The sequence below is a fragment of the Mesorhizobium australicum WSM2073 genome (genome assembly GCF_000230995.2).
GTDB lineage: Bacteria > Pseudomonadota > Alphaproteobacteria > Rhizobiales > Rhizobiaceae > Mesorhizobium > Mesorhizobium australicum.
In genome coordinates this window covers 4,233,399-4,255,278 of sequence record NC_019973.1, presented here as the reverse complement: position 1 = coordinate 4,255,278, position 21,880 = coordinate 4,233,399, and the positions used below count along the sequence as shown (strand labels likewise).

21 protein-coding genes are annotated in these 21,880 nt (G+C 62.1%); 18 read left to right on the top strand and 3 right to left on the bottom strand.

The window, feature by feature from the left end; translation table 11 throughout:
* Nucleotides 1-109 precede the first annotated feature (109 nt).
* The 10 genes from MESAU_RS20395 to MESAU_RS20350 all read left to right on the top strand — a co-directional run bounded on the left by MESAU_RS20395 (nucleotide 110) and on the right by MESAU_RS20350 (nucleotide 8,964).
* Entirely contained in the window at nucleotides 110-433 is a 324-nt protein-coding gene (locus MESAU_RS20395; protein WP_015317935.1) for an FtsB family cell division protein, read from the top strand.
* Nucleotides 434-624: 191 nt separating this feature from the next.
* A complete protein-coding gene (pdhA, locus tag MESAU_RS20390) occupies nucleotides 625-1,662 on the top strand; it encodes a pyruvate dehydrogenase (acetyl-transferring) E1 component subunit alpha (protein ID WP_015317934.1) in 1,038 nt (345 codons plus the stop codon).
* Between the two features lie 14 nt (nucleotides 1,663-1,676).
* Nucleotides 1,677-3,107: a pyruvate dehydrogenase complex E1 component subunit beta gene (locus MESAU_RS20385; protein ID WP_015317933.1), complete on the top strand. Its 1,431-nt coding sequence runs from the start codon at nucleotides 1,677-1,679 to the stop codon at nucleotides 3,105-3,107.
* A gap of 18 nt (nucleotides 3,108-3,125) precedes the next feature.
* Nucleotides 3,126-4,502 (top strand): pyruvate dehydrogenase complex dihydrolipoamide acetyltransferase, encoded by a 1,377-nt coding sequence (locus MESAU_RS20380; protein ID WP_015317932.1) that lies wholly within the window; start codon nucleotides 3,126-3,128, stop codon nucleotides 4,500-4,502.
* Between the two features lie 14 nt (nucleotides 4,503-4,516).
* Nucleotides 4,517-4,930, top strand: a complete 414-nt coding sequence (locus MESAU_RS20375) for a hypothetical protein (RefSeq protein ID WP_015317931.1) — start codon at nucleotides 4,517-4,519, stop codon at nucleotides 4,928-4,930.
* 4 nt (nucleotides 4,931-4,934) lie between these two features.
* Nucleotides 4,935-5,570, top strand: a complete 636-nt coding sequence (locus MESAU_RS20370; protein ID WP_015317930.1) for an SGNH/GDSL hydrolase family protein — start codon at nucleotides 4,935-4,937, stop codon at nucleotides 5,568-5,570.
* Between the two features lie 16 nt (nucleotides 5,571-5,586).
* Entirely contained in the window at nucleotides 5,587-7,035 is a 1,449-nt protein-coding gene (lpdA, locus tag MESAU_RS20365; RefSeq protein WP_015317929.1) for a dihydrolipoyl dehydrogenase, read from the top strand.
* A gap of 99 nt (nucleotides 7,036-7,134) precedes the next feature.
* Nucleotides 7,135-7,392, top strand: a complete 258-nt coding sequence (locus MESAU_RS20360; RefSeq protein ID WP_015317928.1) for a GlsB/YeaQ/YmgE family stress response membrane protein — start codon at nucleotides 7,135-7,137, stop codon at nucleotides 7,390-7,392.
* A 137-nt stretch (nucleotides 7,393-7,529) separates the two neighbouring features.
* Nucleotides 7,530-8,495 carry a lipoyl synthase gene (lipA, locus tag MESAU_RS20355; protein ID WP_015317927.1) on the top strand — a complete coding sequence of 322 codons (966 nt, stop codon included), beginning with the start codon at nucleotides 7,530-7,532 and terminating at the stop codon, nucleotides 8,493-8,495.
* Between the two features lie 10 nt (nucleotides 8,496-8,505).
* Nucleotides 8,506-8,964 carry a type II toxin-antitoxin system RatA family toxin gene (locus MESAU_RS20350; protein ID WP_015317926.1) on the top strand — a complete coding sequence of 153 codons (459 nt, stop codon included), beginning with the start codon at nucleotides 8,506-8,508 and terminating at the stop codon, nucleotides 8,962-8,964.
* Here MESAU_RS20350 and MESAU_RS20345 read toward each other — a convergent pair.
* Together MESAU_RS20345 and MESAU_RS20340 are read right to left on the bottom strand one after the other, a co-directional pair.
* The gene (locus MESAU_RS20345) at nucleotides 8,940-9,449 is read right to left on the bottom strand and encodes a CinA family protein (RefSeq protein ID WP_015317925.1); all 510 of its coding nucleotides are present in this window, start codon (nucleotides 9,447-9,449) and stop codon (nucleotides 8,940-8,942) included. The two genes, MESAU_RS20350 and MESAU_RS20345, sit on opposite strands and share 25 nt — an antisense overlap.
* Nucleotides 9,446-10,675 (bottom strand): bifunctional 2-C-methyl-D-erythritol 4-phosphate cytidylyltransferase/2-C-methyl-D-erythritol 2,4-cyclodiphosphate synthase, encoded by a 1,230-nt coding sequence (locus tag MESAU_RS20340; protein ID WP_015317924.1) that lies wholly within the window; start codon nucleotides 10,673-10,675, stop codon nucleotides 9,446-9,448. The genes MESAU_RS20345 and MESAU_RS20340 overlap by 4 nt, the downstream gene beginning before the upstream one ends.
* 140 nt (nucleotides 10,676-10,815) lie before the next feature.
* Between MESAU_RS20340 and dusB the strand changes: the two genes are divergently transcribed.
* From dusB to hflX, 8 genes are all read left to right on the top strand, one after another.
* A complete protein-coding gene (dusB, locus tag MESAU_RS20335; protein ID WP_015317923.1) occupies nucleotides 10,816-11,844 on the top strand; it encodes a tRNA dihydrouridine synthase DusB in 1,029 nt (342 codons plus the stop codon).
* Nucleotides 11,841-12,983, top strand: coding sequence for a two-component system sensor histidine kinase NtrB (locus tag MESAU_RS20330; protein ID WP_015317922.1), 1,143 nt, complete (start codon nucleotides 11,841-11,843; stop codon nucleotides 12,981-12,983). Before dusB ends, MESAU_RS20330 begins: the two co-directional genes overlap by 4 nt.
* Nucleotides 12,980-14,440: a nitrogen regulation protein NR(I) gene (ntrC, locus tag MESAU_RS20325; protein WP_015317921.1), complete on the top strand. Its 1,461-nt coding sequence runs from the start codon at nucleotides 12,980-12,982 to the stop codon at nucleotides 14,438-14,440. Before MESAU_RS20330 ends, ntrC begins: the two co-directional genes overlap by 4 nt.
* 84 nt (nucleotides 14,441-14,524) lie before the next feature.
* Nucleotides 14,525-16,855 carry a sensor histidine kinase NtrY-like gene (locus tag MESAU_RS20320; RefSeq protein WP_411961428.1) on the top strand — a complete coding sequence of 777 codons (2,331 nt, stop codon included), beginning with the start codon at nucleotides 14,525-14,527 and terminating at the stop codon, nucleotides 16,853-16,855.
* Nucleotides 16,845-18,206: a nitrogen assimilation response regulator NtrX gene (gene ntrX, locus MESAU_RS20315; protein ID WP_015317919.1), complete on the top strand. Its 1,362-nt coding sequence runs from the start codon at nucleotides 16,845-16,847 to the stop codon at nucleotides 18,204-18,206. Before MESAU_RS20320 ends, ntrX begins: the two co-directional genes overlap by 11 nt.
* An 86-nt stretch (nucleotides 18,207-18,292) precedes the next feature.
* On the top strand, nucleotides 18,293-19,156 hold the full coding sequence (locus MESAU_RS20310) for a D-amino-acid transaminase (protein WP_015317918.1): 864 nt from the start codon (nucleotides 18,293-18,295) through the stop codon (nucleotides 19,154-19,156).
* A 144-nt stretch (nucleotides 19,157-19,300) separates the two neighbouring features.
* On the top strand, nucleotides 19,301-19,546 hold the full coding sequence (hfq, locus tag MESAU_RS20305; RefSeq protein WP_006202172.1) for an RNA chaperone Hfq: 246 nt from the start codon (nucleotides 19,301-19,303) through the stop codon (nucleotides 19,544-19,546).
* On the top strand, nucleotides 19,547-20,938 hold the full coding sequence (gene hflX, locus MESAU_RS20300; RefSeq protein ID WP_015317917.1) for a GTPase HflX: 1,392 nt from the start codon (nucleotides 19,547-19,549) through the stop codon (nucleotides 20,936-20,938).
* A 62-nt stretch (nucleotides 20,939-21,000) separates the two neighbouring features.
* Here hflX and mazG read toward each other — a convergent pair whose 3' ends face one another.
* Nucleotides 21,001-21,825: a nucleoside triphosphate pyrophosphohydrolase gene (gene mazG / locus MESAU_RS20295; protein ID WP_015317916.1), complete on the bottom strand. Its 825-nt coding sequence runs from the start codon at nucleotides 21,823-21,825 to the stop codon at nucleotides 21,001-21,003.
* Nucleotides 21,826-21,880 lie beyond the last annotated feature (55 nt).

Below are 21,880 nucleotides of genomic sequence, written 5' to 3'. Positions count from 1 at the left end.
GCCCTTTTTCATTTCAGGCCGGCATGGCGGTCTCCCGTAACCGTCCGTTAAGCACAATCAGGCGAAAAAGACTTCGAGCCGTTTGAGTTCGCGGCACGGGGAATCGGTTATGTGGACGCGTCAGCACAAGCAGAGAAACACCGGCCGGCTGATCATTCCCTCGCTGTGCGTGCTGTTCCTGGCTTATTTCGGCTTCCACGCCTATCACGGCGAATTCGGCATCAATTCGAAATACAAGCTTGAGGCCGAGACGGTTGCGTTGCAGGGTCAGCTCGATGCGATCAAGGCACGCAGGATGGAACTCGAGCGGCGCGTCAAGCTCATGCATGACGGCACGCTGGAGAAGGACATGCTCGACGAGCAGGTGCGCAAGGCACTCAATCTGTCGCAGGCCGACGAGATCACCATCATGCTGCCGGCTCCGGCGAAGTAACCAATTTCAGGTTAATCGCCAATATTTTCAATGATTTTAATTGCTTAGGCGCATGCCAGCTATGCAATTTCGACATGGCGGAACGCCTTTCTACGTGTTAGCCTCCCATAAATCGAAGGGGAGGGCGATCTCCCCGGAGCAGTTTGATCTTGCTCCAGTGTCCGCAAAGAGACGCCAACAGGGAGTGATGCATGGCCACCGCAGCCAGAAAAGCGCCTGCCAAATCGAAATCCGACGGCAAACCCGGTCTATCAGCACCCAAGCCTGTTGACTTCACCAAGGACGAAGAGCTTGCCGCCTACCGGCACATGCTGCTCATCCGCCGTTTCGAGGAGAAGGCCGGCCAGCTCTACGGCATGGGCTTCATTGGCGGTTTCTGTCACCTCTATATCGGCCAGGAAGCGGTCGTCACCGGCATGAAGATGGCGCTGATCGACGGCGATCAGATGATCACGGCCTATCGCGATCACGGCCACATGCTGGCGATGGAGCTGTCGCCGCGTGGCGTGATGGCCGAGCTGACCGGACGCCGCGGCGGCTTGTCCAGAGGCAAGGGCGGTTCCATGCACATGTTCTCCAAGGAGAAGCATTTCTATGGCGGTCACGGCATTGTCGGTGCGCAGGTGTCGCTTGGAACAGGTCTGGCCTTTGCCAACCGCTACCGCGACAACAACAATGTCTCGCTGACCTATTTCGGCGACGGCGCCGCCAACCAGGGCCAGGTCTACGAAAGCTTCAACATGGCCTCGCTGTGGAAGCTGCCGGTGATCTACATCATCGAGAACAACCGCTACGCCATGGGCACCTCGGTGTCGCGCTCTTCGGCGGAAACCAATTTTTCGCATCGTGGCGCGTCGTTCAAGATTCCGGGCATCCAGGTCGACGGCATGGATGTGCGTGCGGTGAAGGCGGCTGGCGATCTGGCTACCGAGTGGTGCCGTGCCGGCAACGGGCCGATCATTCTCGAAATGCAGACTTATCGCTATCGCGGCCACTCGATGTCCGACCCGGCGAAATATCGCTCCAAGGAAGAAGTCCAGAAGATGCGCTCCGATCATGATCCGATCGAGCAGGTCAAGGCGCGGCTCATCGAGAAGAAGTGGGCGACCGAGGACGAACTCAAAACCGTCGACAAGGAGGTTCGCGACATCGTCGCCGACGCCGCCGAATTTGCCCAGCACGACGCGGAGCCGGATCCGTCCGAGCTCTGGACCGATATCGTATTGTAAGGGAGGGCCAGGACATGCCTATCGAAATTCTCATGCCCGCCCTCTCGCCGACCATGGAAGAGGGCAATCTTTCCAAGTGGTTGAAGAACGAGGGCGACAAGGTCGTCGCCGGCGACGTCATTGCCGAGATCGAAACCGACAAGGCGACGATGGAAGTCGAAGCCGTCGACGAAGGTACGCTGGGCAAGATCCTGATCGCCGCCGGCACCGAAGGCGTCAAGGTCAACACGCCGATCGCCGTTCTGCTGCAGGATGGCGAAAGTTCTGGCGACATCGACAAGGCCTCCAAGGCGGCTCCCGCCTCGACGCAAGACGCGGTGTCAACTGGTGGGCAGCGCGCCGACGCGGCCGAGGAAGGCTCGCAACGGGCGCCGCAGGATGCTGGAGAGGCGCCGAAAGCCTCCGTCCCCGCCGCCCCGGTGGTCAACCTCGCTGCCGATCCGGACATTCCTGCCGGCACCGAAATGGTCTCGACCACGGTGCGCGAGGCGCTGCGTGATGCCATGGCCGAGGAAATGCGCCGCGACGGCGATGTCTTCGTCATGGGTGAGGAAGTCGCCGAATACCAGGGCGCCTACAAGATCACACAGGGCTTGCTGCAGGAATTTGGGCCGCGGCGCGTCGTCGACACGCCGATTACCGAGCATGGTTTTGCCGGCGTTGGTGTCGGCGCGGCGATGGCTGGGCTGAAGCCGATCGTCGAGTTCATGACCTTCAACTTCGCCATGCAGGCGATCGACCAGATCATCAACTCCGCCGCCAAGACGCTCTATATGTCGGGCGGCCAGATGGGCGCGCCGATCGTGTTCCGCGGGCCAAATGGCGCGGCGGCCCGCGTCGCGGCACAGCACTCGCAGTGCTATGCCGCCTGGTACAGCCACATTCCAGGCCTGAAGGTGGTGATGCCATACACGGCCGCCGACGCAAAGGGCTTGCTCAAGGCAGCGATCCGCGATCCGAACCCGGTCATCTTCCTCGAGAATGAAATCCTCTACGGCCAGTCCTTCGACGTTCCGAAGCTGGACGACTTCGTGCTGCCGATCGGCAAGGCGCGCATCCACAAGGCAGGCAAGGATGTCACCATCGTCTCCTTCGGCATCGGCATGACCTATGCGGTGAAGGCTGAAGCCGAGCTGCGCGGCATGGGCATCGACGCCGAGATCATCGACCTCAGGACTATCCGTCCGCTCGATCTCGACACCGTCATCGCCTCGGTCAAGAAGACCAACCGGCTGGTCGTGGTCGAAGAAGGCTACCCGCAGAATTCGGTTGGCGACCACATCGCCAACCAGGTCTCGCAGCGCGCCTTCGATTTCCTCGACGCACCGGTCATCACCATTGCCGGCAAGGACGTGCCGATGCCTTATGCGGCGAACCTCGAAAAACTGGCTTTGCCGAATGTCGGCGAGGTCATCGAGGCCGTCAAAGCCGTCGCATATCGCTGAACCGGGTGGGAGGACAATATGCCAATCAACATCACCATGCCGGCGCTCTCGCCCACTATGGAAGAGGGCAATCTTTCCAAGTGGCTGGTCAAGGAAGGCGACAAGGTTTCGCCCGGCGACGTGATCGCCGAGATCGAAACCGACAAGGCGACGATGGAGGTCGAAGCCGTCGATGAGGGCACGGTTGCCAAGCTCGTCGTGCCGGCCGGAACCGAAGGGGTCAAGGTCAACGCGCTGATCGCGGTGCTTGCGGCGGAAGGCGAAGATGCCGGCGCCGCGGCGAAAAGCGGCGGCGCCACACCGGCGAAAGCCGAAGCTCCGAAAGCGGATGCGCCTAAAGCCGAAGCGCCTAAAGCCGAAGCGCCGAATGCTGAAGCGCCAAAGGCCGAGGCCGAGGCCCCAAAGGCGCAGGCGGCTCCGGCCGCCAATGGCAACGCGGCTGGCGACCGCACCTTTGCATCGCCGCTTGCCCGCCGTATCGCCAAGGACGCCGGCGTCGACGTCTCTGCGGTCACCGGCACCGGCCCGCACGGCCGCGTGGTCAAGGCTGACGTAGATGCCGCGATTGCCGGTGGTGGCGCCAAGGCGGCACCGGCTGCCAAGGCTCCGGCCGGCGCGCCTGCCTCCGCCCCGGCGGTAAAGGCGATGTCGGACGAGCAGGTGCTGAAACTGTTCGAGGAAGGCTCCTACGAACTCGTCCCGCAGGACAATATGCGCAAGACCATCGCGCGGCGCCTGGTCGAAGCAAAAACCACCATCCCGCATTTCTATCTGACGCTCGACTGCGAACTCGACGCGCTGCTGGCTTTACGCACTCAGCTCAATGCCGCGGCACCGGTGAAAAAGACCGACAAGGGTGAGGCGCCCGTCTACAAGCTGTCGGTCAACGACATGGTCATCAAGGCGATGGCGATGGCGCTGAAGGCGGTGCCGGATGCCAATGCCTCATGGACCGAGAGCGCCATGGTCAAGCACAAGCATGCCGATGTCGGCGTCGCCGTTTCGATCCCCGGTGGCCTGATCACGCCGATCATCCGGCATGCCGACGAAAAGACGCTGTCGGTCATCTCCAACGAGATGAAGGACCTGGCCAGCCGCGCCCGCAGCCGCAAGCTGAAGCCGGAGGAATATCAAGGCGGCACGACCGCCGTCTCCAATCTCGGCATGTTCGGCATCAAGGACTTTGCCGCCGTCATCAACCCGCCGCATGCGACGATCCTGGCGGTCGGCGCCGGCGAGGAGCGGGCGGTGGTCAGGAACGGTGAGATCAGAATAGCCACCGTGATGTCGGTGACGCTGTCAACCGACCATCGTGCGGTTGATGGCGCGCTGGGGGCCGAACTGCTGGTCGCCTTCAAGAAGCTGATCGAGAATCCGATGGGCATGCTGGTCTAGGAAAGGGAAAGGCTGTGCGGATATTCTTCACCAGCCTTTTCGCCTTTTTGATTTCCGGCTTGGCCGGCGGCCTTATCGCGCAATGGTTGGCTGTCGCCACCGGCGCCGAGGAAGAATACATCATCGTCTTCATGTTCTCGGTGCTGGTGACTTTTGTCGTCACCTTCATCTTCTTCGTTGCGCAATTGACGAACGATCCGGTCGCGGCCGTTGCCAGCGCAGGCAAGTGGACGCTGATTGCCTTTGTGGCGCTTCTCGTCCTGCTGGTCGCGCTGGTCCTCTACAGCGACAGCAGCGCCGCGGTGGTCAGGAAAGACATACCGATGGTTGCCGGTCTCGGTCTGCCGGGCCTGGTGACGATCGTCATCCATTGGTTGTTCGTACGCTGGCGCGTGAAGCGCGGCGTGGCCGACACAAAGGCAGGTTGAACGGATGAAGACGGTGCTTTGTTACGGCGACTCGCTGACCTGGGGCTACAATGCCGAGGGCGGCCGTCATGGGCTCGGGGATCGCTGGCCAAGCGTCCTGCAAGCAGGCCTCGGCGAAGGCGTTCAAGTCGTCGCGGAGGGGCTCAATGGCCGCACCACCGCCTTCGACGATCATCTGGCCGGAGCCGATCGCAACGGCGCGCGGCTGCTGCCGACAGTGTTGACGACGCATGCGCCGATCGACCTGATCGTCATCATGCTCGGTGCCAATGACATGAAGCCATGGATCCATGGCAACCCGGTTGCCGCCAAGCAAGGCATCCAGCGGCTGATCGATATCGTGCGTGGCCACGACTATCCGTTCGACTGGCCGGCACCGCAGATACTGATCGTTTCGCCGCCTCTTGTCAGCCGCACCGAAAATGCCGACTTCAGGGAGATGTTCGCCGGCGGCGATGAGGCCTCGAAGCAGCTTGCGCCGCAATACGCCGCACTCGCCGACGAGGTCGGCTGCGGCTTCTTCGACGCTGGCACGGTGGCGCAAACAACACCTCTCGATGGCGTCCACCTCGATGCCGAGAATACGCGAAACATTGGCGAGGCGCTGACGCCGGTCGTGCGCGTCATGCTGGAATTGTGATTGAAGGAGAAAACCCGTGGCTGAGAACTACGACGTCATCATCATCGGCTCCGGTCCCGGCGGCTATGTCACCGCGGTGCGCTCCGCCCAGCTCGGCTTCAAGACGGCGATCGTCGAGCGCGAGCATCTAGGCGGCATCTGTCTGAATTGGGGCTGTATTCCGACCAAGGCGCTGCTGCGGTCGGCCGAGATCATGCATTATTCCGATCATCTGAAGGATTACGGCCTGAAGCTCGATGGCGGCAAGATCAGTGCCGATACCGCTGCCGTCGTCGATCGGTCGCGAAAAGTGTCGCTCAGGCTCAATGGCGGCGTCGCCTTCCTGATGAAGAAGAACAAGGTCGACGTCATCTGGGGCGAGGCCAAACTATCCAAGCCCGGTGAGATCGTGGTTTCCAAGACGGCCAAGAAGCCGATGGAGCCGCAGCCGCCGGTGCCGAAAGGCGTCAAGGGCGAGGGCACCTACACCGCCAAGCACATCATCCTGGCGACCGGCGCCCGGCCGCGCGCTCTGCCCGGCATAGAGCCGGACGGCAAGCTGATCTGGACCTATTTCGAAGCCATGGTGCCGAAGGAGATGCCGAAGTCGCTGCTGGTGATGGGCTCAGGCGCCATCGGCATCGAATTCGCCTCCTTCTATCGCACAATGGGCGCCGACGTCACGGTCGTCGAGCTGCTGCCGGCGGTGATGCCGGTCGAGGATGCAGAGGTCTCGAAATTCGCGCAAAAGCAGTTCGAGAAGCAAGGCATGAAGATCATCCTCGAGGCCAAGGTGACCAAAGTCGAGAAGGGGGCGAACTCGATTACCGCGCATGTCGAGATGAAGGACGGCAAGGTCGAGAAGATCACCGCCGACCGTATGATCTCGGCCGTTGGCGTCCAGGGCAATATCGAGAACCTCGGACTTGAAGCACTTGGTGTTAAGACCGAGCGCGGTTGCGTGGTCATCGACGGGTATGGCAAGACCAATGTGCCTGGCATCTACGCCATCGGCGATGTCGCCGGTCCGCCCATGCTTGCTCACAAGGCCGAGCACGAGGGCGTCGTGTGCGTCGAGAAGATCGCGAACTTCCCCGGTGTTCATGCCACGGACAAGCTCAAGATCCCTGGTTGCACCTACTGCAATCCGCAGGTCGCCTCGGTTGGACTGACGGAAGCAAAAGCCAAGGCCGAGGGCAAGGATATCCGCGTCGGCCGCTTCCAGTTCGGGGCCAACGGCAAGGCCATCGCGCTTGGCGAAGACCAAGGCTTCATCAAGACCATCTTCGACAAGAAGACCGGTCAGTTGCTCGGCGCACATATGGTCGGCGCCGAAGTTACGGAACTGATCCAGGGTTTTGTCGTGGCGATGAACCTCGAAACCACCGAGGAAGAGCTGATGCACACCATCTTCCCGCATCCGACGCTGTCCGAGATGATGAAGGAAAGCGTGCTCGACGCCTATGGCCGCGCCTTGAACGCATGATAGATTCCCCGCAGGAGACTCAGCTGTCAAAGCGGTGGGATCTCGACGGCGAGGCAGTTCGTTTCCGAATGCATTTTTACTGGCGCAAGGAGAAGGCATATGCACTTGAACGGCGTGGGCTGGATCGCAGCAATCATTATCGGCGGCCTGGCAGGCTGGTTGGCCGAAATGGTCATGAAGAGCAACACCGGCATATTCATGAACATTATCATGGGCATCGTTGGCGCGGTGGTGCTGAACGCAGTCTTGCAGGCGCTCAACATCGGCGTGTTCGGCGTCGGCTGGACCGCCTATCTGATCACCGGCTTCATCGGTGCCTGCCTGCTGATCTGGGTAGGTCGCCTGTTGCGCCGTTAGTCGATATCGTTTTCGGCTATGCGAAAACGGTTGTAGCGGCATGCGCCGCTGCAGCCTTTTTCTTTGTCCCGAAAAGTCCTAGATGACGTTAAGGTGACGATCGCCGACGGGCGGTCGCAAGAAAGGCCAGGGTTCAGATGGTCACTGTCCTCGACACGATCGCCAACGCGCCGCGGCTGCGGCATCCCGAGAAGGCCCACAAGCCCGACCAGGAGGTATTGCGCAAGCCGGACTGGATCCGCGTCAAGGCGCCGGTGTCGAAGGGATATGCCGAGACACGGGAGATTGTGAAATCGCACAAGCTGGTGACGGTATGCGAAGAGGCCGGTTGCCCGAACATCGGTGAGTGCTGGGAAAAGAAGCACGCCACCTTCATGATCATGGGCGAGATATGCACGCGCGCCTGCGCCTTCTGCAATGTCGCCACTGGCATCCCGACCGCACTCGACTCCGACGAGCCCGCGCGTGTCGCGCATGCCGTCAAGCAAATGGGCCTCAGCCACGTCGTCATCACCTCCGTTGACCGCGACGATCTCGACGATGGCGGTGCGCAGCACTTCGCCGATGTCATCCGTGCGATCCGGGCGGCAACGCCTCTGACGACGATCGAAATCCTGACGCCCGATTTCCTGCGCAAGGAAGGCGCACTGGAGATCGTCGTGGCGGCCCGGCCCGACGTCTTCAACCACAACCTCGAAACCGTGCCGTCGAATTATCTTAAGGTCCGGCCGGGCGCCCGCTATTTCCACTCGATCCGGCTGCTGCAGCGGGTCAAGGAACTCGATCCGTCGATTTTCACCAAGTCCGGCATCATGGTCGGCCTTGGCGAGGAGCGGAACGAAATCCTGCAATTAATGGACGATCTGCGTTCGGCCAATGTCGACTTCATGACCATCGGCCAATACCTGCAGCCGTCGAAGAAGCACCACCCGGTGATCCGCTTCGTCACGCCGGAGGAATTCAAGTCCTTCGAGACGATCGGCAAGACCAAGGGTTTCCTGCTGGTGGCATCGAGCCCGCTGACACGCTCTTCGCACCATGCCGGCGACGATTTCGCCCGGCTGCGCGCCGCGCGCGAAGCGCAGCTCCAGAAATTGATCTAACGCCGGTTTCATGCCGAAATTCGAAGCCACCCGACGCGTCGCCCACACGCCTGAGCAGATGTTCGCGCTGGTCGCCGACATCGAAACTTACCCGCAATTCCTGCCGCTTTGCGAAGCGTTGGCGGTCCGCTCGCGCAAGGAGCGTGACGGCCGCACCATCCTCGTGGCCGACATGAGCATCGGCTATAAGGCGATCCGGGAGACTTTCACGACGCAGGTGCTGCTCAAGCCCGACGAACATGCCATCGACGTGAAGTATATCGACGGCCCGTTCAAATATCTGAGCAATGTCTGGCGGTTCGAGCCGGATGGTGCCGGCTGTGCCGTGCGCTTCTTCATCGACTATGAATTCAAGAGCCGCATCCTGGGTGCGCTGATGGGCACGATGTTCGATCGTGCCTTCCGCATGTTCGCCGAAGCTTTTGAAAAGCGCGCCGACATCATCTACGGCAAGAAACCGGCGGCCTGACTCTCGACAAGCGCCTGCAAGCCGATCTCAAGTGCATGATGGACCGTTTCCTGGCGGATGAAGTCACGGCCATTGTCGGCAAACAGCTTGCGTTCAGCCGTCACGGGTCGGCCGTTCACCGCAACGCCAAACCAGACCAGCCCGACCGGCTTTTCCCTGGAACCGCCACCCGGACCGGCAATGCCGGTGACAGCCAGCGCCAGCCCGGCACGCGAACGGGCGAGCGCTCCAGCGGCCATCTCGATGGCTGCCTCGCGGGAGACCGCACCATGCACGTCGAGCGTGGCGGCGCGAACACCGAGCATGTCCATCTTGGCTTCATTGGAATAGGTGATGAAGCCGCGATCGACCACGGCGGAAGAACCGGCAATGTCGGTCAGCGCGGCGATGATCATCCCGCCGGTACAGCTTTCCGCGGTCGCCAGCATGATGCCGCGCTCCCGGCACGCCTCAAACAGGGCGATTGCCAGTTCGCTGTTGGTCATTCCGGAACCTCGCCTGGAAACACCACACTGGCGGTGGCGATCGCCGCGATACCTTCCTCGCGGCCGACAAAGCCGAGCTTCTCGTTGGTTGTCGCCTTGACCGAGATGCGGTCGGCGGAAATGCCCAGCATCTGCGAAAGGACTGATGTCATCGCCTCGCGGTGCGGGCCGACGCGCGGCGCCTCGCAGATCAGCGTGATATCGGCATTGGCGATGCGTCCGCCGCGCTCGCGCACCAGTCTTGCCGCATGTTCGACGAATATCCGCGATGCAGCGCCTTTCCACTGCGGATCGGATGGAGGAAAGTGCGTGCCGATATCGCCGGCCCCGCAGGTCGCCAGCAGCGCGTCGGTCAGGGCGTGCAGGCCGACATCCGCGTCGGAATGGCCCGACAGTTTCCTGTCATGCGGGATGGCGACGCCACAAAGCGTAACATGGTCGCCGGGCTCGAAGGCGTGGACATCGTAGCCATTGCCGGTGCGGATGTCGGGAAAGTGTGTCCGCTCGCTAGAAAGTCGCTGGTGCGCCATGGCGATATCCCGTGCCCATGTGAGTTTGACATTGTCGGGCGATCCAGGAACGAGCTTCACCGGCATTTGCATCCATTCGGCGATCGACGCGTCGTCTGTAAAGTCGGATTTGCCGCTGTCATAGGCTTGCTCATGCATCGTCATGATCGCGAGGAAGGGAAAGCCTTGCGGCGTTTGCGCCGCGTGCAGCCCGCTCCGTGGCACCGTTTCGCCGACCATGCCGGTCGCCGATTCGCGTTTCAGTGTGTCGGCGACCGGCAGGGCGGGAAGCGCGCCTTCACGTTCGCCGATGGCCGCGATGGTGCGGTCGATCAGATCCATGTCGACAAAGGGGCGCGCGGCGTCGTGGATGAGGACCTTGTCCGGCGCGTAGCTTCTCAGCGCCTGTAGCCCGAGCCGAACCGAATCCTGCCTGGTGGCGCCTCCGGCAATTGCCGTTACCCGATCCGCATCGGTTCCGACCGCTTGCTGAAAAAGCTCGCGGTCTTCGGCATGGATGGCCACGACGACCCGGCCGATGAGCGGGTGCGCCAGAAAAATGTCTATGACACGAGCGATGACGGCGCGTCCGCCAATTCGTTGATATTGCTTAGGACCATCGGCTTGTCCGGCGCGCGCGCCGCGACCGGCCGCGACGATAACCACCGCGACTTTGCCACCCGGATCCGGAGCCTGATTTTCGGTTGCGCCAGTCATGCAGTCCGGTCCTAGTCGCGGCCAAGGCCGAAGGCCAGCATTTTCCCAATTGCGCCTTAATGTGGCGTCATTCCGCGTTGCACATTTCTCTCGATCTGGCTAGAGAATGTGCAACGAATGGACGTGCTTGGTTTTTGTGCATGGTTAACTTGACCGGATTGGCCCAGTCTCTCGACGTCGGCGGCGTCAGAATACGCAACCGCGTCTTCCTCGCGCCAATGTCGGGGATCACGGACGAGGCGTTCAGGCAGCGCGCCCATGGGCATGGCGCAGGCCTGGTCGTGTCCGAAATGGTGGCCAGCGGCGAGCTCGCCAAGGGCAGGGCGGGTTGTGGCCTGCGGATACGCCATTCCGGACTGCCCGTCCATATGGTGCAGCTTGCCGGGCGCGAGGCCAAGCATATGGCCGAAGGCGCGCGGATCGCCGCCGGCGAGGGCGCCGACATCATCGACATCAACATGGGCTGCCCGGCCAAGAAGGTCACCGGTGGCTATGCGGGTTCGGCATTGATGCTGGATCTCGACCACGCGCTCTCGCTGATCGAGGCCGTGGTAGGCGTGGTCCAGGTGCCGGTGACGGTCAAGATGCGGCTGGGTTGGGACGAAGGCGTGCTCAACGCTCCTATCCTGGCGCGCCGGGCCGAGCAGGCGGGCGTCAGGATGGTCACGGTCCACGGCCGCACACGCTGCCAGTTCTACCAGGGCAAGGCGGACTGGCGCGCCATCGCTCGCGTCAAGGAGGCTGTTTCCATTCCGGTCGTCGCCAATGGCGATGTCTGCTCCCCAAGCGAGGCAGTCGCCGTTCTCGAACAGTCCGGCGCCGACGCGTTGATGGTCGGCCGCGCCCATTATGGCGCGCCGTGGGTCGCCGGCGGCATCGCTGCGGCTGCCACCGGGACATTTTCGCCGGGCATTCCCGAGACCCCGCAAGCGCTTACCGACTATGTTGCCGCCCACTACGAGGACATGCTGGCGCTTTACGGCATCGAGAGCGGCCTGCGCCAAGCGCGCAAGCATCTGGGCTGGTATCTCGACCGACATGCCGAGGGTGTCGCTGGCGAGAGTAGGAAAGCGATATTGACCGCGTCCGAACCGGCCCGCGTCATTGCCTTGCTGCGTGACGTGTTTTCGCGCGATCCGCAAACCTTGAACCTGCGGAGCGCCGCATGACCGCAACCCCTGGCCAAGGCGTTGAAATGGCGGATGCTGCCCAGATCGTGCTAAACACGATCCGCCGCCCGGTGATCATGATCAGCGAGGAAGGCTTCATCACCTTCGCCAATGCCGATGCCGAGGACTTCTTTCGCTCCAGCGCGACCATGCTGGCGCGCAACACCCTGTCCAAGCTCATACCCTTCGGCAGTCCGCTGCTGACACTGGTCGACCAGGTGCGCGAGCGCCGCGCGCCCGTCAACGAATATCGGGTCGACGTTTCGTCGCCGCGCCTCGGCATCGAAAAGGTCGTCGATCTCTATGTCGCGCCGGTGCCGGAGTTTCCGGGCTCCGTCGTGGTCATGTTCCAGGAGCGGTCGATGGCCGACAAGATCGACCGGCAAATGACGCATCGCGGCGCGGCGCGCTCGGTGACCGGTCTGGCGGCGATGCTGGCGCATGAGATCAAGAACCCGCTCTCCGGCATCAGGGGGGCGGCTCAGCTGCTCGAGCTGTCCGCTTCCGATGAGGATCGCGCGCTGACGCGGCTGATCACCGACGAGACGGACCGTATCGTATCGCTGGTCGACCGCATGGAGGTGTTTTCCGACGAGCGGCCGATCGACCGCTATCCCGTTAACATCCATGTGGTGCTCGATCATGTGAAAGCGATCGCAAAGAACGGCTTCGCTAGGAAAATCAAGATTTTGGAGGACTATGATCCGTCATTGCCTCCGGTATTTGCCAATCGCGACCAGCTGATCCAGGTGTTCCTCAACCTGATCAAGAACGCCGCCGAGGCAATCGGCAGCGACCCCCAGGGCGAGATCGTGCTGTCCACCGCCTTCCGGCCCGGTATTCGCGTTTCGGTTCCGGGGACGCAGGACCGCGTGTCGCTGCCGCTGGAGTTCTGCGTGCGCGACAATGGTTCCGGCGTGTCGGAGGATATCCTGCCAATCCTGTTCGATCCCTTCATCACCACCAAGCCGAACGGCTCGGGGCTCGGGCTGGCGCTGGTCGCCAAGATCGTCGGTGAACATGGCGGCATCATCGAATGCGATTCGACGCCGCGCGCGACAACATTCCGGGTCCTGATGCCGGCCTGGAAGGAAACGGCGCTTGGCGCTGATCAAGACGGTGAAGGAGGCCGCAAATGACCGTTCGCGGCAATATTCTAGTCGCCGACGACGATGCTGCGATCCGCACCGTTCTCAATCAGGCCCTGTCGCGTGTCGGTCACGAGGTGCGCGTCACCTCCAACGCGTCGACCCTGTGGCGCTGGGTCGCGGCCGGCGAGGGTGATCTCGTCATCACCGACGTCGTGATGCCGGACGAGAACGCTTTCGACATGCTGCCGCGCATCAAGAAGGCGCGGCCGGACCTGCCTGTCATCGTCATGAGCGCCCAGAATACCTTCATGACGGCGATCCGCGCTTCCGAAACGGGCGCCTATGAATATCTGCCGAAGCCTTTCGATCTGACCGAACTCCTCAACATCGTCAACCGCGCTTTGTCCGAGCCCCGGCGGCCGAAGATCGATGCCAGGCAAGAAGAGCCGCCCGAAACGATGCCGCTGGTCGGCCGTTCGGCGGCCATGCAGGACATCTACCGCATGCTGGCGCGCATGATGCAGACCGACCTGACGGTGATGATTTCGGGCGAATCGGGCACCGGCAAGGAACTGGTGGCACGAGCGCTGCATGAATATGGGCGCCGTCGTGGCGGCCCGTTCGTTGCCATCAACATGGCGGCTATCCCGCGCGACCTTATTGAATCGGAACTGTTCGGTCACGAGAAGGGCGCCTTCACCGGCGCGCAGAGCCGCTCGACTGGCCGTTTCGAGCAGGCGGAGGGCGGCACGCTGTTCCTTGACGAGATCGGCGACATGCCGATGGAGGCGCAGACGCGCTTGCTGCGCGTCCTGCAGCAGGGCGAGTACACGACTGTCGGCGGCCGCACGCCGATCAAGACCGATGTGCGCATTGTCGCCGCCACCAACAAGGACCTGCGTACGCTGATCAACCAGGGCCTCTTCCGCGAGGATCTTTTCTACCGTCTCAATGTCGTGCCGCTCAGGTTGCCGGCCCTGCGCGAACGCTCCGAGGATGTGCCCGATCTGGTGCGCCATTTCTTCAAGCTCGGCGAAATGGAGGGGCTGCAGACCAAGCGCATCTCTTCCGGCGGCATCGAACTGATGAAGCGCTATCCCTGGCCAGGCAATGTGCGCGAGCTGGAAAACCTGGTCCGCAGGCTCGCCGCGCTTTATTCGCAGGACGAGATTTCCGCCGAGATCATCGAGACGGAGCTCAAGACGGGCGAACGCCCCGTGGTACCGGGTGGCGGCAACCTCATTCCCGACGATCTTTCCATCGGGCAGGCGGTGGAGCACTTCCTGCAGCGCTATTTCGCCTCCTTTGCGGGCGAATTGCCGCCTGCCGGTCTGTACGAGCGTATCTTGTCCGAAGTCGAATATCCGTTGGTGCTGGCTTCGATGACGGCAACCCGCGGCAACCAGATCAAGGCCGCGGAGCTCCTGGGACTCAACCGCAACACCCTGCGCAAGAAGATTCGCGAATTGGGCGTCAACGTTTACAAGTCCTCCCGCCAGACCTGAGCCCGCGCTGCATACAGGATCTTTTCAGGGGACCGACCGGGGAAAGAGTCCTGTAGTTGTCACACTTGTTGCATAATCGCCACAATGCGTTGCATAGATCGGACGCAATCACTGGCTCTAGACGGCGACATGGCTCCGCAGACACCTGTACTCAACAAACCGCTCTTCAGCGAACCTGGCGCGCGCGACGGGCGCCGGCTGCTGGCACTCCCCGGCGTGGTGGCGGTCGTCGGTGCCTTGGTCATGGCGGCTATTTCGTTCGCCATCCTGGTCGGTGCGACACCGATTGCGCCTGACGCCAAAACGACCTGGGCGCTGATCGCTCTCAACGCCGCCTTCGTGCTCTTCCTCATCGCGCTGGTTGGACGCGAGGTGCATCGCATCGTCATGGCGCGCCGGCATGGCAAAGCGGCTTCTCGGCTGCATGTGCGCATCGTTGCCATGTTCGCTCTCGTTGCCGCCATTCCCGCCATCATGGTGGCGATCATCGCCTCGATCACGCTCGATATCGGCCTTGATCGCTGGTTCGAAATTCGCACCAAGACGATCGTCAATTCGTCCCTGTCGATCGCCGACGCCTATGTGCAGGAGAACGCGCGCAACCTGCAGGGTACGACGTTGTCGATGGCCTACGATCTCGATGCGTCGCGAACGCTCTACGGCCTCGATCGCACCGGCTTTCTCGATCTCATGAACAAGGAAGCCGTGGGGCGCTCGCTGGCGCATGCCGCCCTGATCAAGCCCGATGGCTCCTTCGTCATGAGCGCCAAGACCGATGCCGATTTCGCCATGCCGGAACCGCCGGAAGGAGCGGTGGCCACCGCCACCGACGGCAAGCCGGTGCTGATCGAGCCGCGCACGCGCAACATCATGGGCGCCATCGTCAAGCTGCGCGAGCTCGATGGCCTCTATCTCTACACCATCCGTCTGGTCGACCCCGAGGTGATCAAGGCGCGGCAGATCGTCAGGTCCAACACCGACGAGTATCGCAATCTCGAGGACAACAGGCGTACCTCGCAAGTGGCGTTTGCGCTGCCCTATCTGTCGCTGACCCTGATCATCATCCTGTCGGCAATCTGGACCGGCATAGCTGTTGCCGACCGGCTCGTGCGGCCGATCCGTCAGCTGATCGGCGCTGCCGACGAAGTCGCGACCGGCAATCTCGACGTCGCGGTGCCGGTGCGGCCATCCGATGGCGATGTCGCCTCGCTCGGCGACACGTTCAACAAGATGCTGCTGGAGCTCAAATCACAACGCAACGAGATCCTGTCGGCGAAGGACCTGATCGATGAGAGGCGGCGTTTTTCCGAAGCCGTGCTTGCCGGTGTCACCGCCGGCGTCATCGGCGTCGACCCTTACGGCATCATCACCATCGTCAATCGTTCTGCCGAATCGATGCTGGCCGTTTCCGCCAGCGCGGCACTTGGGCAGAATCTTTCCGCGATCCTGCCGCATGTCGGCCGCGTCTTCGAGATCGGCCGTAAATCCGGCAAGCCGGTCTACCGCGAACAGGTGACCTTCTATCGCGCCGGCGCCGAGCGGACGTTCAATGTGCAGGTCACCATCGAGGCAGGCGACGACGGCTCGGAGGAAAAATCCTACGTCGTGACCGTCGACGACATCACCGATCTGGTTCAGGCCCAGCGCTCATCCGCTTGGGCCGACGTGGCGCGGCGCATCGCCCACGAGATCAAGAATCCGCTGACGCCGATCCAGCTTTCCGCCGAACGCATCAAGCGCCGCTACGGCAAGGTCATCACCGAAGACCGCGAGGTTTTCGACCAGTGCACCGACACCATTATCCGGCAGGTGGAGGATATCGGCCGCATGGTCGACGAGTTCTCGGCTTTCGCGCGCATGCCAAAGCCCGAGATGAAGGCCATCGACCTGCGCGAATCGCTGCGCGAGGCTTCCTTCCTGGTCGAAGTCAGCCGCGCCGACATCACCTTCGAGCGGATATTCGGCAACGAGCCGCTCAAGGGCACGTTCGACAGCCGGCTGATGGCCCAGGCTTTCGGCAATGTGATCAAGAATGCCGCCGAGGCGATCGACGGACTGGAACATAAGGACGGTTCGCACGGCATAATCCGGATTCAAGCCGGCCGTCAGAATGGCGCGATTCGCATCGATGTCATCGACAATGGCAAAGGCCTGCCGCGCGAGAATCGCCAACGGTTGCTGGAGCCCTATATGACCACGCGTGAAAAGGGCACCGGGCTTGGTCTCGCTATCGTCAAGAAGATCGTGGAGGACCATGGCGGCAGGCTGGAACTCCATGACGCGCCTGCGGATTTCCACGGCGGGCGCGGCGCGATGATCAGCATCATCCTGCCGCCTGCAACCAGCGCGCTGCCGCGCGGCGAAACCAAGGCGGACCACGAAAGAGAAACTGAAAAGGTCGATAATGGCGTCTGATATTCTCATCGTCGATGACGAGGAAGACATCCGCGAACTCGTCGCGGGCATCCTGAGTGACGAGGGTCACGAAACCCGTACGGCATTCGATGCCGACAGCGCACTGGCGGCCATCGCCGACCGAGCACCGAGGCTGATCTTCCTTGATATCTGGCTGCAGGGTTCGCGTCTGGACGGCTTGGCGCTGCTCGACGAGATCAAGACCATGCACCCGAACCTGCCGGTAGTGATGATTTCAGGCCACGGCAACATCGAAACGGCGGTTTCCGCCATCCGTCGCGGCGCCTATGATTTCATCGAAAAGCCGTTCAAGGCCGACAGGCTGATCCTCATTGCCGAACGCGCACTCGAGACCTCGAAACTGCGCCGCGAAGTTTCCGACCTCAAGCTGCGCAGCGGCGAGACTTTCGATTTGATCGGCATGTCCTCGGCGATGAGCCAGTTGCGCCAGACCATCGAGCGTGTCGCGCCGACCAACAGCCGGGTGATGATCGTTGGCCCTTCCGGATCGGGCAAGGAACTGGCCGCCCGCGCCATTCATACGCTGTCGACGCGCAAGGGCGGGCCGTTCGTGACACTGAGCGCCGCCAATATCACGCCTGAACGCATGGAGATCGAACTGTTCGGCACCGAATCGAACGGGGTCGAACGCAAGGTGGGGGCGCTGGAGGAGGCCCATCGCGGCATTCTCTACATCGACGAAGTGGCCGACATGCCGCGCGAGACGCAGAACAAGATTTTGCGCGTCCTGGTCGAACAGCAATTCGAGCGGGTGGGCGGTACTAAGCGGGTCAAGGTCGACGTCCGCATCATTTCCTCGACCTCGCAGAACCTCGAGGCGATGATCGCCGACGGGCGTTTCCGCGAGGATCTCTATCACCGGCTCGCCGTGGTTCCGGTCATGGTGCCGGGACTGGCCGAGCGGCGCGAGGACATTCCCTATCTCGTCGACAACTTCATGAAGCAGATCGCCCGCCAAGCTGGCATCAAGCCACGCCGTATCGGCGACGACGCGCTGGCCGTGCTGCAGGCGCACAACTGGCCGGGCAACGTGCGCCAGTTGCGCAACAACGTCGAGCGACTGATGATCCTGGCGCGCGGCGAGGACGTGGACGCGCCGATCACCGCGGATCTGCTGCCGTCCGAAATCGGGGATGTCATGCCGCGCACGCCGAACCAGTCGGACCAGCATATAATGGCGCTGCCGCTGCGCGAGGCACGCGAACAGTTCGAAAAGGACTATCTGATCGCCCAGATCAACCGGTTCGGCGGCAACATTTCGAAGACGGCCGAGTTCATCGGCATGGAGCGTTCCGCCTTGCACCGCAAGCTGAAGTCGCTGGGCGTCTGACCCAATCCTCGGTGGCCCACGCGATTGTCCATTACCTGCACGGCGGAATCGCTTAAACAGGCCGAACCAAATCTCCCGAGGTGACCATGCCGCGCATTGCCTATGTGAACGGGCGCTACATCACTCATGCCGATGCCGCCGTGCATATCGAGGATCGCGGCTACCAGTTCGCCGACGGCGTCTACGAGGTCTGCGAGGTGGCGCGCGGCTTCATCGTCGACATGCCGCGTCACCTTGCCCGGCTGAACCGCTCGCTGACCGAACTGTCGATCGCCTGGCCGGTGACACGCAATGTGTTGCCGCTGATCCTACGCGAAGTGGTCAACCGCAATCATGTCGTCAACGGCCTGGTCTATGTTCAGGTGACGCGCGGTGTCGCCAGCCGGGAATTTGTCTTCCCATCGGCGAACGTCAAGCCCGCGCTGGTGGTGACAGCCAGGAAGGCCGATCCTGCTGCGGGAGCCAAGCGAGCCGAGACCGGCATCGCCGTCATCACCGTGCCGGAGAACCGGTGGGACCGTGTCGACATCAAGACCGTCGGGCTGCTGCCCAATGTATTGGCCAAGCAGAAGGCCAAGGAAGCGGGCGCACAGGAGGCGTGGTTCGTGGATGCCGACGGCAACGTCAAGGAAGGCGGGTCGTCGAATGCCTGGATCGTTAACAGGGATGGCGTTCTGGTCACCCGGCCGGCCGAACATGGCATTCTGCGCGGCATCACGCGCACCACCATGTTCGAAGTCGCGGCAAGGCTCGGCCTGAAGATCGAGGAACGGGAATTTTCCGTCGCCGAGGCCAAAGCGGCCCGCGAAGCATTCATCAGTTCCGCGACGACTATTGCCATGCCGATCGTGGCCATTGACGGCGATCCCATAGCCAATGGCCACCCCGGCTCAATAACACTTTCGTTGCGGCATGCCTTTTTTGACATTGCGGAAAAAAGTCCAGCCTGATAACCGCACAGGTGGAATGAACATCAATATATCTCGTTCTGCTTGTCGTTACTGACGGCAAGAGGGTGTTTGCGCGCTTGACATGTGCCCGCTAATTTGGCGCATTGGCTGCAAACCGAAGGGGATCGGCGAAAGACAAAAACAATGGCGGAACGATCGCAAAACCTTCAGGACCTGTTCCTGAATTCAGTTCGCAAGAGCAAGAACCCGCTCACCATCTTTCTTATCAACGGCGTGAAGCTGACCGGCGTGGTCACTTCTTTCGATAATTTCTGCGTCCTGCTGCGCCGCGACGGTCACTCCCAACTCGTCTACAAGCACGCCATTTCCACGATCATGCCGAGCCAGCCGGTTCAGATGTTCGATGGCGAGGAAAGCCAGGGCGCCTGATTGGCACGTGAGAAGGACGCGGACGGCACGGTTCGCGGAAAACCAGCGCATCATCCCGGGACGGAAGCCAAGGGTCCGACCCGGGCTGTTGTCATTGTGCCTGTGCTTACGCGCCAACCGCGTAACGACGATGACACGAACCGTCCGCGGCTGACGCGCTCGGCCGAGGCGCGCCACGACGAAGCGGTCGGCCTTGCCCGCGCCATCGACCTTGATCTGATCCATACGGCGGTCGTGACCGTCAACGACCCGCGCCCGGCGACGTTGCTGGGCAGCGGCAAGGTCGAGGAGTTCGCCGGGATCGTCAGGGAAGGGCACGCGGAAGTGGTCATCGTCGACCATCCGCTGACGCCGGTGCAACAGCGCAATCTCGAGAAGCAATTCAACGCCAAGGTGCTGGATCGCACCGGGCTGATCCTGGAGATTTTCGGCGAGCGCGCGCGCACCAAGGAAGGCACGCTGCAGGTCGAGCTTGCCCATCTCAACTACCAGAAGGGCCGCCTGGTGCGCAGCTGGACCCACCTGGAGCGTCAGCGTGGCGGTGCAGGCTTCCTCGGTGGCCCCGGTGAAACGCAGATCGAATCCGATCGGCGGCAGTTGCAGGAAAAGATCATAAAGCTGAAGCACGAGCTGGAAACCGTGCGCCGCACCCGCGACCTGCACCGCGCCAAGCGCAAGAAGGTGCCGTTTCCAGTGGTGGCGATCGTCGGCTACACCAACGCTGGCAAGTCGACGCTGTTCAACAAGCTGACCGGAGCAGGGGTGCTGGCGCAGGACATGCTGTTCGCCACGCTGGATCCGACACTGCGCCGCGTGCGGCTGCCGCATGGCACGCCGATCATTCTTTCCGACACGGTGGGCTTCATTTCGGACCTGCCGACGCATCTGATCGCAGCGTTCCGGGCGACCTTGGAAGAGGTGGTCGAGGCCGATCTCGTCATCCATCTGCGCGACATTTCCGATCCCGACACGGCGGCGCAGGCCGAGGATGTCGAGCGCATCCTCGCCGATCTCGGCGTCGACGCCAGCGACACCAGGCGCGTGATCGAAGTCTGGAACAAGATCGACCTGCTGGACGAAGGTAACAGGCAGCGGCTGCTCGCAGATAGCACCGACGGTTCCAAGGAGCCGCCGATTGCCGTATCGGCGGTGTCAGGCGAAGGCATCGATGCGCTGAAAGCGGTTATCGAAACGCGGATGGCCGGCGAACTGCAAGACCTGACGGTGACCATCGAGCCGGCACAATTCGGCCTGGTCGACTGGCTTTATCGCAATGGCGATGTCGTTTCGCGAACCGACAATGACGATGGCAGCGCCACCGTTTCGCTGAAGGCCACGCAAAGCGCCCGAGAAGAGATTGAAAGCCGATTGCGTCGCAAAAACAACGGCTAACGCGCAGAAATTCCAAGATAAGTATCGCGCTTTCCGTCCGGAATTGCCGGAGCTATAGAGGCTTACCTTGCAGTCTTTGCTTCCTGCCAGAGCGCTTCCATCTCCTCCAGGCTAGCTTCCTCCAGCGAGCCGCCTGATTTTTCCAGGGCCTGCTCGACATAGTGGAAGCGTGAGCGGAATTTCTCGTTGGTGCCGCTGAGTGCCGCCTCCGAATCGAGCTTCAGGTGACGGCCGAGATTGACGACGGCAAACAACATGTCGCCGAACTCGTCCTTGATCGAGGCCGTCTCACCCCTGGCCAAAGCCTCGCGCAACTCCCCGATCTCTTCCTCGATCTTGTCCAGGATGGGAGCCGCCTCGCTCCAGTCGAAGCCGACACGGGCGGCTTTTTCCTGAAGCTTCAGCGCTCGCGTCAAGGCGGGCAGGGCGACCGGAACACTGTCCAGGAACCCCTTGCCGTTGTCCTCCGGGTCGAGGCCGCGTGCGAGGCGGGCTTGTCGCTTCTCGGCCTTCTCCTGCGCCTTGATCTTCTCCCACATGCCCTTGGCCATGCCGGCGCTGCGGGCCTTCTCATCGCCAAAGACGTGCGGATGGCGGCGGATCATCTTGGTGGTGATGGCCTGGACAACGTCAGGGAAGGCGAATTCGCCGGCTTCCTGCGCCATCTGGGCATGGTAGACGACCTGCAGCAGGAGGTCACCGAGTTCGTCGCGCAAATCGTCGAGATCGCCGCGCGCGATGGCATCCGCCACCTCGTAGGCCTCCTCGATCGTGTAGGGCGCGATGGTGGAGAAGTCCTGCTCGATGTCCCACGGGCAGCCGGTCTTCGGCGCGCGCAACGCCGCCATGATCTCGATCAGGCGTGAAATGTCTTTCGATGGCGTCATGGTGCGGATGCTATCGCGCGAACCGCCACTCGGCCAACGCTGTCAGCCGGCGAGG